Origin of the sequence: Pseudomyxococcus flavus, from assembly GCF_050038885.1 — a bacterium.
GTDB classification, from domain to species: Bacteria; Myxococcota; Myxococcia; order Myxococcales; family Myxococcaceae; genus Myxococcus; species Myxococcus flavus.
The window spans coordinates 3,755,804-3,769,700 of the sequence record NZ_CP143624.1; the positions used below are offsets into that span (position 1 = coordinate 3,755,804).

Genomic DNA, 13,897 nt, shown 5'->3' on the forward strand with positions numbered 1-13,897 from the left:
GGAGCGCGATGGCCCAGCCGCTGGCGGAGGGCTCGGCTCCGGCTGACTCAGGTCCCCTCTCGGCCCCAGCTCTCCCACGCGCCCAGATCGCGATAGCCGAGCCGCTGGTAGAGCGGCTTCGCCTCGGGGGTGGCCTGGAGCACCGCGGCCTCCATCCCCCGCGCCCGTGCCTGGTGATGCAGGCCGTGCATCACCTGCGCGGCCAGGCCCCGGCCCCGCGCCTCGGGCACCGTGGCCACCATGTAGATGCCCGTCGTGTCCCCCACGTCCCGGGCCATGCCACACGCCAGGGGGACACCGGCCTCCTTCGCCACCAGCGTGTGCACCTGGAGCCGGGGCGGGCGCAGCCAGACATCGAGCTGATTGCCCAGCGGGCGCCAGACGCGCTTGTTGATGGCCACCATGTCGTCCTGCGTCTCGGAGACCTCCAGGGGGATGTCCGGCCGGGTGTCCGGAATGTCCTCCAGCACCAGGCCCATGGCGTCCGCCCGGACCGCGTCGGGGCGGTACCCGGCGCCCTCCAGCACCCGCCGGCCCTCGGCGTCCCCGGGCAGCACGACGACGCGCCAGGCGGGGACGCCCAGGCCTCGGAAGAAGTCCTCCAGGGCGGGGAGGGCCGCGGCCAGCGCCCCCGCGTCCTGGAAGTACGCCTGGTGGAAGCGCAGGTGCTCCGGGCGCTCCGGCACGCAGAAGGCGTCCACGCCCGGCAGGCCCAGGTGGCGCAGCGTGCCCCGCTCCCGTTGCAGGTGCTTGAAGTCGATGACGTTCGTCCGCAGGCGCGCGGTCAGCTCGGCATTCGTCATGGGGCGTCCCAGCGTAGGGCACGCTCCGCCCGGCGGAGAACACACGGGGCGCTCAAAACCGCGCACCCGCGCGCCGGGAGGATTAGGGTGCCAGGGCACTCATGAGCAGCCCGCGCTTCTACGCCTTCGACCCTCGCGCCACCCGCCTCGCCCTCTTCGCGGGGGCCTGCGTGCTGGCAGTCCTGACGGCCTGGGCCCTGGCCGATGCCCGCTCCCAGGGCGGCATCCAGGCCATGGCCCGCGCCGGTGTCTCCGCGGGCCTGATGCTGACCTTCCTGGTGTCCTTCCACAAGCTGCGGCCCCGCACCGGCTGGGGCGTCACCGTGGACGCGCGGGGCGTGCGCGTGGCCCGGCCCTTCAGCCAGAAGGAGCTGGACTTGCACTGGGGGCAGATTGATTCCGTGCGCCGGATTGGCCGCAAGGGGAGCGTGCTCGCCCTGTTCCTCAAGGAGGAGGGCCGAGTGCTCGTCACCCGGCATCTCTTCGCCCGCAAGGCTGTTTTCGAGGAGTTGATCGCGGCGCTGGAGGACCGCCTCCCGCCGCCCCGTTTCGACGCCTGAACACCCCGTTTCCGGGGACTGCCTCCCAGGCAGGCGACCGAGCGGATTTCACGAATGTTTACGCAGCCTTGCGAGTCCTCGTTAACCTTGTTCGACGTGCCTTGAAATGGTACGCACGGACCTGTTGCAAGGCTCCTTTTCCCAAGGACAGCTTCACATGGAAAAGACCCCCGCTACCGGCTCGGCGGTTGCCCCGCCGCCCGTGGAGTATGGGACGGACAGCATCACCAAGCTCGAGGGCCGCGAGGCGGTCCGCAAGCGCCCCGGCATGTACATCGGCGACACGGTGGCCTACGGGCTCCACAAGCTCGTGTACGAGGTCGTCGACAACGCGGTCGACGAGTCCCTGGCCGGGCACTGCACCGACATCGAGGTCGTCATCCACGTGGATGGCTCCCTGAGCGTGCAGGACAACGGGCGCGGCATCCCCGTGGGCCCGCACCCCAAGTTCCCCGGCAAGGACACCCTGGAGGTCGTCCTCACGGAGCTGCACGCCGGCAGCAAGTTCGGCAACGGCGCGTACAAGGTCTCCGGCGGCCTCCACGGCGTGGGCGTCACCTGCGTCAACTTCCTCTCGGAGTGGTTCAAGGTCCGCGTCCAGCGCAACGGCAAGGTCTACGAGCAGTCGTACGCGCAGGGCCTGCCGGACACGCCGCCGCGCGAGGTGGGCTCCACCGACAAGCGCGGCACGTACATCGCCTTCAAGCCGGACGCCTCGGTGATGGAGCTGGTGGAGTTCAACTTCGAGACGCTCAGCCAGCGCCTGCGCGAGCTGGCCTTCCTCAACGCGGGCCTGCACATCTCCATCCGCGACGAGCGCACCAACAAGGAGCACGACTTCAAGTTCGACGGAGGCATCTCCTCGTTCGTGGAGTACCTCAACAAGTCGAAGCAGACGCTCCACGACAAGCCCATCGCCTTCAAGGCGGAGCGCGAGGGCGTCACGCTCGAGATCGCGATGCAGTGGAATGACGGCTACGACGAGCGCATCTACACCTTCGCGAACAACATCAACACCCACGAGGGTGGCAGCCACCTGTCCGGCTTCAAGGCGGCGCTGACGCGCACGCTCAACAGCTACGCGGAGAAGGGCGGCCTCTGGAAGGACCTCAAGGAGACGCCCACCGGCGAGGACGCCCGTGAGGGCCTGTCCGCCGTCATCTCCGTCAAGCTGACCAACCCCCAGTTCGAGGGGCAGACGAAGACGAAGCTGGGCAACAGCGAGGTGAAGGGCCTGGTCGAGCAGATGGTGAACGACCAGCTCGGCTCCTTCCTGGAGGAGACGCCGGCGGTCGCCAAGAAGGTCGTGGCGAAGATTGGCGACGCCTGCCGGGCGCGGCTGGCCGCGCGCAAGGCGCGCGAGACGGTGCGGCGCAAGGGCGTGCTGGATGGCGGCGGGCTCCCCGGCAAGCTGGCGGACTGCCAGAGCCGCGACCCGAACGAGAGCGAGCTCTACATCGTGGAGGGTGACTCCGCAGGTGGCTCCGCCAAGCAGGGCCGGGACCGGCGCAACCAGGCCATCCTTCCGCTGCGCGGCAAGATTCTCAACGTGGAGAAGGCCCGCTTCGAGAAGATGCTCACCAGCGCCGAAATCGTGACGCTGATCACGGCCCTGGGCACGGGCATCGGCGCGGAGGACTACGACCCGGAGAAGGCGCGCTACCACCGCATCATCCTGATGACGGACGCCGACGTGGACGGCAGCCACATCCGCACGCTGCTGCTCACCTTCTTCTTCCGGCAGATGCCGGAGCTCTTGCAGAAGGGCTACCTCTACATCGCGCAGCCGCCGCTCTACAAAGTCACGCGCAACAAGAAGGACCAGTACGTCAAGGACGAGCACGCGCTGAACGAGTACCTGCTCAAGATTGCCTCCGAGCACGCGCGGGTGCTGACGCCCGAGGGCGAGCTGGGCGGCGCGGAGCTGAAGGCGCTGCTGGAGAAGGTGATTACCTACGAGGAGCGCCTGGAGAAGCAGGCCAAGCGCCGCGACGCGCGGGTGGTGGACGCGCTGGTGCAGGGCGCGCGGCTGTCGGCGGAGACGCTGACGGACGAGGCCGCCATGGAGGAGGCCGCGAAGGCCGCCTACGCCACCTTCGAGCGCCGCATGCCGGACGTGCTGGGCCGGGTGCGGCACGAGCTGGTGCAGGACCCCGAGCACCACACCAAGAAGCTGGTGTTCCACACCGACGTGAATGGCGCCATGCGGGAGACGGTGTTCGACCACGCCTTCCTGTCCTCGCCGGAGTACGTGGAGCTGGCGGCGCTGCGTGACGCCTTCGCGTCGCTGGGCAAGCCGCCCTTCAAGGTCCGCGTGGAGGCGGGGGAGGTGACGGTCTTCTCGGTGCAGGAGGTGCTCGCCGCCGTTCGCAAGGACGCGCAGCGGGGCCTGGGCCTGCAGCGCTACAAGGGTCTGGGCGAGATGAACCCGGAGCAGCTCTGGGAGACGACCATGAACCCGGCCACGCGCACGCTGCTCCAGGTGCGGGTGGAGGACGCGGTGGAGAGCGACGAAATCTTCTCGCTGCTGATGGGCGAGGCGGTGGAGCCGCGGCGCGAGTTCATCGAGCGCAACGCCCTGGACGTGCAGAACCTGGACATCTGAGGCGTGTCCCTCAGAAAGACGCGTGGGCCCGGTGCCCCCTCGGCCCCGCGCCCACGTGCCTTTCCCGTCCTTGTCGAACCGGGCCGCAAGGATGCCGGGCCCTCGTTAGCCCTTACGGCAGGAAGCCAGGCCCCCGTCGCCGGACGACGCGCGGGGCCGCATCTCTCCGGAGGGTAGTCACCGTGATGGCTCGTGGACGCCAGGCGGCGCTGCTCGCCGTGCCCGTTCGTGGTCCGGGCTGCCGCGAGTCGGCTCGCCCGGGTGGCCGCTACCGCGCCGAGCGGTCCGTGCCCTTCATCGCCTCGGCGCGCTCCTTGCGGGACATGGACGTGATGTCGACGATGTCCACCTCGAAGGCGCCCTGGTTGTCGCTCACCTGGGTGTCGGGGAAGGTGCAGCGCAGGTCCTCGGCGCCCGTCACCTGGTAGCGCTTTCCAGTCTGGAGGATGCGGTGGGTGGCGCGAGCGGAGGCGGGCTGCGGGCCCCGCTCCGTGCACAGCACCTGGCGCACGCGGCCGTTGGGGCCCGGGCGCAGCTCGGCGAAGTCGTCGCGCACGGTGAGCAGGTAGGTGGAGCGGGGATTGAGGCCGCGCAGCACCATCTGGTGCTCGGGCTTCAGTTGCAACGCGTGCTCCTTCGCGTCGAAGGTGAACGAGCGCGGCGGCACGTAGGCGGACTGACGCACGTTGATGCGGATGGTGCCGCTGTTGTCCTCCGGCCCGGTGTCGTCCAGCGCGAAGACGTGGAGCCGGCGCGCCCCCTTGATGGTGCGCGTCGACGCGCCGAGGAGCCCGAAGCTGTTGTCCGCCGGTCCGTCGCCCTCGATGAAGTAGCCCAGCGTGTTGGAGGCGGTGCCCCGGCCCTCGGCCATGGCGGCACTGCCCTGCGCCCACACCGAGTAAGAGGCGCCGGGGTTCAGCTCGATGCTCGCGGTGGGGTACTCGCCCACGGGGAACGCGTTGTACCGGGGGCGCAGCACCAGCACGCGGGTGGGGTAGTTCTCCTCGTTCATTTCTCGTGACGCCGGGGGCGCGGCCTCCTCCGTCTCCGCTCCCTCCGCCGCGGCCACCTGCGTCGCGCCGCCGCCGTCCTCCTCGAGGGGCGCGCCCGCATCCTCCGCGGCGGCGAGCCCTTCATTCGTCAGGCCTCCGTCCCCCAGCGCGGGGGCCTGCGCCTGGACCACCGCGACCGGCGGTGGCGGGGGAGGCGGCGGTGGCTCGGGCTCGGCGACGCGCTTCAGCTCCGCCGTCAGCGGCTCCACCAGGCTGGACGTCGGCGTGAAGCGCTTGGTCCAGGGCAGGTGCCCGGGGAGCGTCAGGGCCAGCGTGTTGGTCTCGCCAATCCGGACCTCGACCATCATCGGAGTGACGCCCTTGAGCGTCCGGTCATTGAGCCGCACGGTGGCGCCCGGCGGCTTGGAGGCGAGCCACAGCGTGGTGGTGGACGCGTCCAGGTCGTCGAAGGTCGACTCGCGCGCGATGACCAGCTTGTAGAACACGCCGATGAAGAGCAGCGCCGCGGCGGCGTAGAGGATGGCCATCGTCAGGGTGCGCGCCTTCTCCTTGCCCTTCGCCACGCGCGCGGCCTCCTCGCGCGCCAGCTTGTCGCGGGCCTCGTCCACGGTGGTGCGGTAGCCCTTCGGGCCCCACGTCCCCACCGGATGCGCCTGGGTGGTGGGCTCTTCCCCATCGACGACGGCGGCGGGCACCTCGACGGGGGTGTCGTGCGGCGTGGCCAGGGTGGGGGGCGGCGCGTCGCTCGCGTCGGTTCCCGGCTCCGCGTCCAGCTCGGGTACCGGAGGCGCGGGGCGCTCGGACGTGAAGGTCCTCCGCGTGCCACCCTCCGAGCGGGGGAGCTGCGGATTCGTCACGCGCCGCACGCCGCTGCTCGTGGGCCGGCGGACTCCCGGGTTGCTCGCCGTGGGGCGGCGGCCCCCTTCGCTGCCCGGCCGGCCCCCGTCACTTCCGGGGCGGCTGCGCATGCCAGGGCTGGAGCCCCGGGCGCCGTTGCTGGACAGGGGCCTCGCGCGGGCCTGCGAGGACTCCGTGGCCCCTGTCTGCCACGCGGCGAGCTGCTCCTGGAAGGCGGGGGAGAGCTCCACCTTGCGCCCCTCGGCGGCCAGCTCCTCGGCGAAGAGGTGGGCCATCAGCTGCGACAGCAGCGTGGGGGTGAAGCGCGGGTTGTCGCGGTAGAGCAGCTCCACCAGCGACTCGCTCAGGTCCTTCGCCGTCTGGTAGCGCGCCTCGCGGTCCAGCGCCATCGCGTGGGAGATGACGCCCTCCAGCTCCGGGCTGAGGGTGGGGTTGAGGACGGAGGGGGGCTGGCAGTCGCCCACGAGGATGCGGGGCAGGACGGTGACGAACTCCCCTTCGTAGGGGCGCTTGCCGCACACCATCTCGTAGAGGACCACGCCCGCGGCGTACACGTCCGTGCGCGCGTCCAGGTCCTGCCGGCCCTGGGCCTGCTCGGGGGAGAAGTACGGGTACTTGCCCTTCAGCGTGCCCGGAGACGTCTTCGCCTCCACCGCGCTCGTCGCCTTGGCGATGCCGAAGTCGATGACCTTGACTTCGCCCTCATAGGAGATGAGGACGTTGTCCGGGGACACGTCGCGGTGCACCAGCCCCAGCGCCTGGCCGTCCTCGCCGATGTGGCGGTGCGCATAGTCCAGGCCGTCACACAGCTTGCTGGCCACGTGCAGCGCCAGGGGCTCCGGGAAGAAGCCCATGCCCATCTTCTGGGCGCGGCGCAGCACCTTGGACAGGGGCTGGCCGTGCACCAGCTCCATGGCGATGAAGTACTGTCCGTCCACCTCACCGAAGTCGAAGACCTGCGCGATGTTGCTGTGGCTCATGCTGGCCACGACGCGCGCCTCCCCGATGAACATCTCGACGAAGTCCGAGTCGTCGACGAAGTGCGGGAGGATTTGCTTGATGACACAGGGCTTGGTGACCCCCGCCGCTCCGGTCATCCGGGCGCGGTAGGTGACCGCCATGCCTCCCGCGGCAATCTTCGAGAGGAGGACGTATTTGCCGAATTGCTGGGGGCTGTTTTCCGCCACGGTGGGTCAGCATACCCTCCTTCCGGGGAAAGTCCCGGTTCCGGATTGCACTCCCTGCGAAGTTTTTCAGGTGCCCACGGGGGAGGGCCTTCACACTTCTTCATGCTGGGGCCTGCCGTGAGAGGCTCCCGCCCGGTTATCTAGGCAGACGCGTCCGGCCCGGCCGGCGGGCGGGGGCGGCCGGTCCCTCGTCGAGAAGAAGAGGCGGAGCCGATGGTGTCCGAGCACCCCCCGCGCTCGCGGTGGGCCTCCCTGTCTTTGATTGCAGTGCTGCTGTCCTCGACGCCGGCCACGGCCCGTGAGGGTGGCGCTGGCGCTGGCAGCCCCACGGACGTGCCGCTCCAGGCGCAAGGCGCCGTCCCGCATGCGCCGCTGCCGCCGGCGGCGGAAGGTGGCCACCTGGCGCCGGGGACCCCGCCGCATGGGACGCCCCCGGCGCGCCCGGACTTCCAGCCGCTCGCGGTGCCGGTGGCGGTGGTGCCCGGGCTCCTGTTCCACGGGCTCGGGCCGCTGGTGGCGGGGGACACGCACACGGCGAAGCGGCTCTTCGCGCTGGAGGGCACGGGCCTGGGGCTCATCGCGCTGGGCGGCGTGCCCATTGCCCTCACGGGGGCGTCGCGGCGTACCATCGCCCCGCTGTACGCGGTGACGCTGGCGGGCTTCAGCGTGCTGGGCATCTCCGCGCTGGCCAACCTCTACGCGGTGACGGCGCCGGCGTTCGACCCGGGCGTGGCGCCGCCCAGCCTCCCGCCGCTGGAGCTGGAGGTGGGCTACCAGTACGTGAATGACTCGGCCTTCGACTACCGCCACTTCGTCTCGGTGGGGGCGCAGGCCCGCTTCGAGTCGCTGCGCCTGCTGGGCGGCGTGCGGGTGGACCCGTCCGAGGGCAACACCCAGGTGCGCCTGGGCGGCGCGTGGCGCCTGCTGGGCGCGCCGGAGCGCGCACTGGTGGGGACGGATGGCAGCGCGCTGGATGCGGAGGCCTTCGGCCAGTTCCACCGCTACCCCACGGAGGGCTTCGCCGTCGTCAGCGGCGAGGTGGCGCTGCGCGGCCGGCTGGCCATGTCGCGCATCAGCCCGGCCATGGCGGGCTCCTTCGCGGAGGTCAGCCTGGGCACCTCGCTGGAGACGTACACCTACCCGGGCGCGGTGAGTGACGGGAACCTGCACGAGCAGCTCCTCTTCACCTTCGGCTACGGCGTGTGGCTGGGCCGGGGCGGCGGGCCGTTCCGGGGCGAGGCGATGCTCTATTACGACCACCGGAAGGACACCTTCGCGGGCGGCGTCCGCTCCCGCGGAGGCGGCATCGTGGGGGCCTTCGGCCTGCGCGGCCGGGCGCTGCTGACGGAGTCGTGGGGTGTCGCCGCCGAGGTGCAGGCCGGCGGCGCGCTCGTGGGTCGGCTGTCATTGATTTACGCCCTGGGAGGTGAGCGGTGAAGCACGTGGGAGCGAAGGGCTGGGCGCTGGCGGCGCTGGTGTCGGTGGGGTGCGGGCTGCGGCCCGCGGAGAACCGCGCCATCGTGGACTCGAAGGTGGGGCAGGCCCAGCAGGGCGGCCTGACGCTGGCGGTGGCGGACGGGCTGGCGTCGGTACGCGAGCTGGCGCCGGGCACGCTGGTGCTCTGGGGCAACGCGCCCGCCTTCTCCGCGCGCATCGACGTGAGCGCGCAAGCGCCGTCGGACTGGCTGGTGACGGTGCGCAACGCGATGCCGGACGCGGTGCTGGTCGCGGAAGAAGAGGGCGGCGAGCCGCTGGCGCAGGAGGCCCTGCCCCAGCCACTGCCCACGGTGAAGGTGTGGCGCGTGGCGCTGCGCGCGGGGACGACGGTGCGGCTGTCGGTGGCGCCGCCGGACGCCGACGTCCGCGAGCCATTCCGCTTCCTCGCGCTGGCGGACGTGCAGGAGGCGCTGCCGCGCGTCGGGGACATCTACGCGCGGATGCGGAGCGACGACACGGCGCGCTTCATCCTCTTCGCCGGAGACCTCACGGAGTCCGGCACGCGCGACGAGCTGCTGGAGTTCCAGGAGCGGCTGGAGGCCGGCTCGCGGATTCCGCTGTACGCCACCCTGGGCAACCACGAGACGTTCACCCGCGACGCGGCCGAGTACCACGCGCTGGTGGGCCGCGGCAGCCAGAGCTTCGTCTTCAAGGGCGTGCGCTTCTCGGTGGTGGACTCCAGCAACGGCACGCTGGACCCGGCGGTGGAGGAGCAGCTCGAGGGGTGGCTGGCGTCCTCGCGCGACGGCACCCACGTGGTGGCCATGCACGTGCCGCCGCAGGACCCGGTGGGCCTGCGCGGCGGTGGCTTCGCGAACCGGGGCGAGGCGGCGGGGCTGGTGGGGAAGATGGCGCGCGCGGGCGTGGACCTCACGCTCTACGGGCACATCCACTCCTATTATTCGTTCACCAACGCGGGCATCCCCGCCTTCATCTCCGGCGGCGGCGGCGCGATTCCGGAGACGTTCGACGGCGTGGGCCGGCACTATCTGGCGGTGGACGTGGGCGCGGACGACGGCCTGCGGCAGGCGGCGCTGGTGCGGGTGGATTGATCCGCACGGGTGCTGTTTTAGCCTACCCTCTTGATCTGACACTGAACATCTGGGCAGATAGGGGCCACCTTCCCGCAAGGAGCCAGGAGGCCCGCCCATGTTCGACTCGAACGAGAACGACCCCATTTCCCCGGCGCTGCGCGCGCTGCTCGAGCTGTTCGCCACGGAGCTGGCGGAGGTCCGCTTCCCGGACATGAACGGCGAGGTGCTGGACGCCGCGGCCGAGCAGGTGCGGGAGAAGGCGGAGGCCGTGGCGCGCGCGCAGGCGGCGCTGGAGGCCGCGCGGCAGGCGCTGCAGGAGAGCCAGGAGGCGCTGCTGCAGAAGGGCCAGCGGGCGCTGGCGTACGCGCGCGTCTTCTCCGAGGAGAACGCGGAGCTGAGCGCGCGGCTGGACGGCATCCACCTGCCGCGGCCGGTGCGCAAGGGCGCGCGGGGCGACGGCGCGGGGGACTCCGCCAGCGCGGCGCCGGGCAACGAGGAGAACGCGCCCCGTCGCCGCGGCCGTCCGCCCAAGGCCCGCGCCGCCGCGGGCGCGTCCCTGTTCGCGGACGGGGCCACGCCGGAGGCGCTGGCCGCCGCGGCGCACCACACCGGCAACGGCATGCTGTCCGAGGCCTGAGCGGCCCCGAGGACAAACGAAGCCGCCCGGTGTGTCGCCGCCACCGGACGTCCTCGTGAGGACGGGGGCGTCAGTTGGGCAGGAACACCGCCCGGACGCAGCCGTCCTGCTTCTTCTTGAAGAGCTCGTACCCCAGGGGCGCGTCCTCCAGGGAGAAGCGGTGGGTGGCGAGGAAGGACGGATCCAACTCGCCCTTCACCACGTGCTCCATCAGGCGCGGCAGGTACTTCTGCCCGTGCTGCTGCGCGGAGCGGACGGTGAGGCCCTTGTTCATGATGGCGCCCATGGGGAACTTGTCCATGAGGCCGTAGACCCCCATCACGGACAGCGTGCCGCCCTTGCGGCACGCGAGGATGGCCTGCCGCAGCGCCTGGCCCCGGTCCGACTGGAGATGCAGCGCCTGCTTCGCGCGGTCATACGCGGAGCCCACGCCGGTGCCGTGCGCCTCCATGCCCACCGCGTCGATGCAGGCGTCCGGGCCCCGGCCGCCGGTGAGCTCCTTCAGCACGTCGAGGACGCTGTCCACCTCCTCGTAGCTGATGGTCTCCGCGCCCACTTTCTCGCGCGCCAGCTTCAGCCGCTCCGGAAAGCGGTCGATGCCAATCACGCGCTCGGCGCCCAGGAGGAAGGCGGCCTTCTGCGCCATCAGCCCCACGCCGCCGCAGCCCCACACGGCCACCGTCTGGCCGGGCTGGATGTCACAGAAGTCCGCGCCCATGTAGCCGGTGGGGACGGCGTCGGAGAGGAACAGGGCCTGCTCGTCCCGCACGCCCTCGGGGACCTTGAAGCAGTCGGTGTCCGCGTGGGGCACGCGGACGTACTGCGCATGCGCGCCCGCGTAGCCGCCGAAGGCGTGCGTGTAGCCGTAGATGCCGGCCGTCTGGTAGCCGAACAGCGGCTCCTGCAGCTCGCCCTTGGGGTTGGTGTTGTCGCAGAGGGAGTAGAGGTCGTGCTGGCAGTACCAGCAGCTGCCGCAGCAGATGAAGGAGGGGACGACGACGCGGTCGCCCACCTGGACGTTCTTCACCTCCGGGCCCGTCTCCACGACCTCGCCCATGAACTCGTGGCCGATGACGTCGCCCTTGCGCATCGTCGGGATGTAGCCGTCGATGAAGTGCAGGTCGGAGCCGCAGGTGGTGGACATCGTCACCTGGAGCACGACGTCGTGCGGGTTGACGATGCGTGGGTCGCCCACCGTCTCCACGCCCAGGTCGTTGATGCCATTCCAGCAGAGTGCGCGCATGGGCAGGTCCCTCAGTAGGAGTAGCCGCCCTCGCGAGCGGCGGGGTTGGGCCGGGTGGTGGGAATCTCGCCTGTCTCGACGAGGCTCTTGAATCGCTTGAGGGCCTTGAGCGCGAGCGCGGCCGGCACGGCGCCCAGCAGCTTCACCGCCTTCTCGCCCACCACGCCGCCCGGCGGGTCGAAGACGAAGCGCAGCGTCACCGCCGTCCCCCAGTCTCCCGGAGCGCGGCGGAAGCGCACCCAGCCCTCGTTGGGCAGCGCCGTGGCGCCCACGGACTGCCAGCGCAGCAGCTCCCCGGGGTGCTCCTCCACCAGCTCCGCGTTCCACTCGAGGCTCTTGCCGAACACGCCCGGCACCTTCCAGTGCTGCAGGCCCTCGCGGGGAGTGGTGACCTCGGCGAAGTGCCCCATCACCTGGTTCAGCGTCTCCGCGTCGCGCCAGCGGCGGTACAGCGCCTCCGGGGTGCCGTTGATGGTGATGGAGCGCTGGAGCACCGTCATCTCGACCTGCGCGCCCCGGCCGCGTTGCCGGCGGAGAGTGCGGACGGCGACGCCGTGCTTGTGGACGTGGGGCTCTGGCTCGGTCCGGGTGCCGCGGAAGAGCAGGCCGCCCCCCGCGAGCGCCAGGGCCGCGCCTCCCAGCCTGCCGCGGCGCAGGCCCAGCGTGAGGAGCGCGCCGCCCGCGAGCGCGGAGGCGAGCTGCGAGAGCCGCTCGTCCGAGGCGAAGCGCCCATGTCCGCGGCTGCCCAGGAGGCCTCCTCGCGGAAGCTGGGCGGGGATTCGGGCAATCGTGTCGCGCATGGCGGTGGCTCCTCCAGGGCGGGCAGGAGTCGAGCCCGCCACCGGAAACGTTGGGGGAGCCACCCGGGATGACAACCCCGCGGGTGCGGGCCTCGCGGGGCGGGGGGCCCCAGGCCGCCAGCAGGCCCCGGGCCCTTCAAAGGCCACGGCCCGACCGGGTGCCATCGCCGGAGCCCCCCTCCGCGCGCTGCACTCGACCGGGCCATGGGACCGGGACCTCCGCGCTCGCGTCTGGCGGAGGCGCCCGGCTCAGTTCAGCGAAGGAACGTCAGTCCTGCGGGAAGGCCGTCCAGCCGGCCAGCCAGTTCTCGGCGCCCACCGCGCCGACGAAGCGCGCGGAGGTGTCGAAGCCGGCCGGCGGCGTGGCGGCGGCGTCCGGGTTCAGCGCGGGCGAGCCGGCCGCCGGCATGAAGTTCGGCGCCGTCAGGTTGCCCGCGCCGGTGAGCTGCGGGTCCACCACGCGGTTGTTCAGGCTGGAGGCGAGCACCTCCACCGACTCGTCGAAGTTGGTCGAGTCCGGGTTGGTGACGTTGCCGTTGGCGTCCACGGTCGGGTTCGGCGCCGCGGGGATGGAGGTGGTGTCGCCGCGGTTGTTCCAGAAGATGGTGTTGCGCAGGTACAGCTCCGGGGTGGCCGCGTTCCACAGGGCCGCGGAGGCCGTGCCGCTCACGTCCACCGCCAGGTCGGCGAAGTTCGCGACGATGACGTTGTTCAGCTTCCCGCCCGCGCCGGTGTTGAACACCATGCCCGCCTGCGCGGGGCTGGTGCCCGGTGCACGGCCGGAGCCGAAGAAGGTCGCGTTCCAGATTTCCGGCACGGACCGCGGCGTGGCCGCGTTCTGGTTCTTGTTGCCGGAGGCCTCGATGCCGAAGTTGCCCACCGTCGCGTTCTGCTGCGCGATGAAGAACTGGATCTTCCCGTTGTAGCCCAGGTCGTAGTCCAGTGAGTCGTCGTCCGTCTGGGTGACGACCGCGTGCTTCAGCCCGGCCGAGCCGCCGAAGAACTCCACGCCGTCATCCGCGCCCAGGTGGACCTGGATGTAGTCCAGGTCGGTGTCGGTGCCGCAGCCGGCCACGGTGAGGCCGTTGAGCTCGTTGTCCTCGGACAGCTCGAAGCCAGCGAACTCGATGCGCACGTAGTTCAGCTTGCCGCAGTCGTGGGCGTCGTCCGGGTTGTCGCCGCCGCCGTACTGGGTCAGCGGGTTGTTACCGGAGGCGAAGAAGCCCTCCACCGTGTTCTCACCGCCTTCCACGTTGATGCGCCCCTTGCCGAGCAGCACGACACCGCCCCAGTCACCGGGCGCGCGGTTGCCCTCGGGCTGCGAGCTGGTGAAGACGATGGGCGCCTGCGCGGTGCCCACGGCGTGAATCTTCGCGTTGCGGGTGATGATGAGCGCGCTGCCCTGGTCGCCCAGGATGCGGGTGCCCGGCTCGATGGTGAGCGTGCCGCTCTCCACGAAGATGTAGTTCTTCAGGGTGTAGGTGACGCCCGCCTTCCAGGTGGTGTCCTGGGTGATGTTGGCGGACACGTCCACCTCGGTCTCGGACGGGTTCGGGGTCGGGTCCACCGGCGTGTTGTCGTTGTCGTCGTCTCCACAAGCGGCGGTCAGGGAAAGGGCGGAGATCGTCAGGAGGGAGGCAAAGAGGCGCTTCATGGGTGT

Annotated in this window: 10 protein-coding genes; 5 read left to right on the forward strand and 5 right to left on the reverse strand. The window is 71.1% G+C overall.

The genetic code is table 11. The features are described 5' to 3' along the window. Window positions 1–47: 47 nt before the first annotated feature. Entirely contained in the window at window positions 48–803 is a 756-nt protein-coding gene (locus tag VZL07_RS15740; protein ID WP_426756359.1) for a GNAT family N-acetyltransferase, read from the reverse strand. 101 nt (window positions 804–904) lie between these two features. Here VZL07_RS15740 and VZL07_RS15745 point away from each other — a divergent pair, with 101 nt between their 5' ends. Continuing rightward, window positions 905–1,363 carry a hypothetical protein gene (locus VZL07_RS15745; protein WP_426756360.1) on the forward strand — a complete coding sequence of 153 codons (459 nt, stop codon included), beginning with the start codon at window positions 905–907 and terminating at the stop codon, window positions 1,361–1,363. Between the two features lie 157 nt (window positions 1,364–1,520). Further along, on the forward strand, window positions 1,521–3,968 hold the full coding sequence (gene gyrB, locus VZL07_RS15750) for a DNA topoisomerase (ATP-hydrolyzing) subunit B (RefSeq protein WP_426756361.1): 2,448 nt from the start codon (window positions 1,521–1,523) through the stop codon (window positions 3,966–3,968). Window positions 3,969–4,236: 268 nt separating this feature from the next. Here the strand turns inward: gyrB and VZL07_RS15755 are convergent, their stop codons facing one another. Further along, on the reverse strand, window positions 4,237–7,026 hold the full coding sequence (locus VZL07_RS15755) for a protein kinase domain-containing protein (RefSeq protein WP_426756362.1): 2,790 nt from the start codon (window positions 7,024–7,026) through the stop codon (window positions 4,237–4,239). Between the two features lie 213 nt (window positions 7,027–7,239). On the opposite strand from VZL07_RS15755, the gene VZL07_RS15760 reads away from it, so the two are divergent. The 3 genes from VZL07_RS15760 to VZL07_RS15770 all read left to right on the forward strand — a co-directional run bounded on the left by VZL07_RS15760 (window position 7,240) and on the right by VZL07_RS15770 (window position 10,194). Next, window positions 7,240–8,463 (forward strand): hypothetical protein, encoded by a 1,224-nt coding sequence (locus VZL07_RS15760; RefSeq protein ID WP_426756363.1) that lies wholly within the window; start codon window positions 7,240–7,242, stop codon window positions 8,461–8,463. Beyond that, a complete protein-coding gene (locus VZL07_RS15765) occupies window positions 8,460–9,575 on the forward strand; it encodes a metallophosphoesterase family protein (protein ID WP_426756364.1) in 1,116 nt (371 codons plus the stop codon). The genes VZL07_RS15760 and VZL07_RS15765 overlap by 4 nt, the downstream gene beginning before the upstream one ends. 97 nt (window positions 9,576–9,672) lie before the next feature. Next, window positions 9,673–10,194, forward strand: coding sequence for a hypothetical protein (locus tag VZL07_RS15770; protein WP_426756365.1), 522 nt, complete (start codon window positions 9,673–9,675; stop codon window positions 10,192–10,194). Between the two features lie 70 nt (window positions 10,195–10,264). Here VZL07_RS15770 and VZL07_RS15775 read toward each other — a convergent pair whose 3' ends face one another. From VZL07_RS15775 to VZL07_RS15785, 3 genes are all read right to left on the reverse strand, one after another. Beyond that, window positions 10,265–11,437 (reverse strand): zinc-dependent alcohol dehydrogenase, encoded by a 1,173-nt coding sequence (locus VZL07_RS15775; protein ID WP_426756366.1) that lies wholly within the window; start codon window positions 11,435–11,437, stop codon window positions 10,265–10,267. 11 nt (window positions 11,438–11,448) lie between these two features. Beyond that, window positions 11,449–12,237, reverse strand: coding sequence for an SRPBCC family protein (locus VZL07_RS15780; RefSeq protein ID WP_426756367.1), 789 nt, complete (start codon window positions 12,235–12,237; stop codon window positions 11,449–11,451). A gap of 268 nt (window positions 12,238–12,505) precedes the next feature. After that, window positions 12,506–13,891, reverse strand: coding sequence for a hypothetical protein (locus tag VZL07_RS15785; RefSeq protein WP_426756368.1), 1,386 nt, complete (start codon window positions 13,889–13,891; stop codon window positions 12,506–12,508). Window positions 13,892–13,897 lie beyond the last annotated feature (6 nt).

What these genes read in the sequence shown, in the direction of transcription:
- VZL07_RS15775 (WP_426756366.1), bottom strand. Translation starts at nt 11,437, where the DNA reads ATGCGCGCACTCTGCTGGAATGGCATCAACGACCTGGGCGTGGAGACG.
- VZL07_RS15770 (WP_426756365.1), top strand. Translation starts at nt 9,673, where the DNA reads ATGTTCGACTCGAACGAGAACGACCCCATTTCCCCGGCGCTGCGCGCG.
- VZL07_RS15780 (WP_426756367.1), bottom strand. Translation starts at nt 12,237, where the DNA reads ATGCGCGACACGATTGCCCGAATCCCCGCCCAGCTTCCGCGAGGAGGC.
- VZL07_RS15740 (WP_426756359.1), bottom strand. Translation starts at nt 803, where the DNA reads ATGACGAATGCCGAGCTGACCGCGCGCCTGCGGACGAACGTCATCGAC.
- VZL07_RS15785 (WP_426756368.1), bottom strand. Translation starts at nt 13,891, where the DNA reads ATGAAGCGCCTCTTTGCCTCCCTCCTGACGATCTCCGCCCTTTCCCTG.
- gyrB (WP_426756361.1), top strand. Translation starts at nt 1,521, where the DNA reads ATGGAAAAGACCCCCGCTACCGGCTCGGCGGTTGCCCCGCCGCCCGTG.
- VZL07_RS15745 (WP_426756360.1), top strand. Translation starts at nt 905, where the DNA reads ATGAGCAGCCCGCGCTTCTACGCCTTCGACCCTCGCGCCACCCGCCTC.
- VZL07_RS15760 (WP_426756363.1), top strand. Translation starts at nt 7,240, where the DNA reads ATGGTGTCCGAGCACCCCCCGCGCTCGCGGTGGGCCTCCCTGTCTTTG.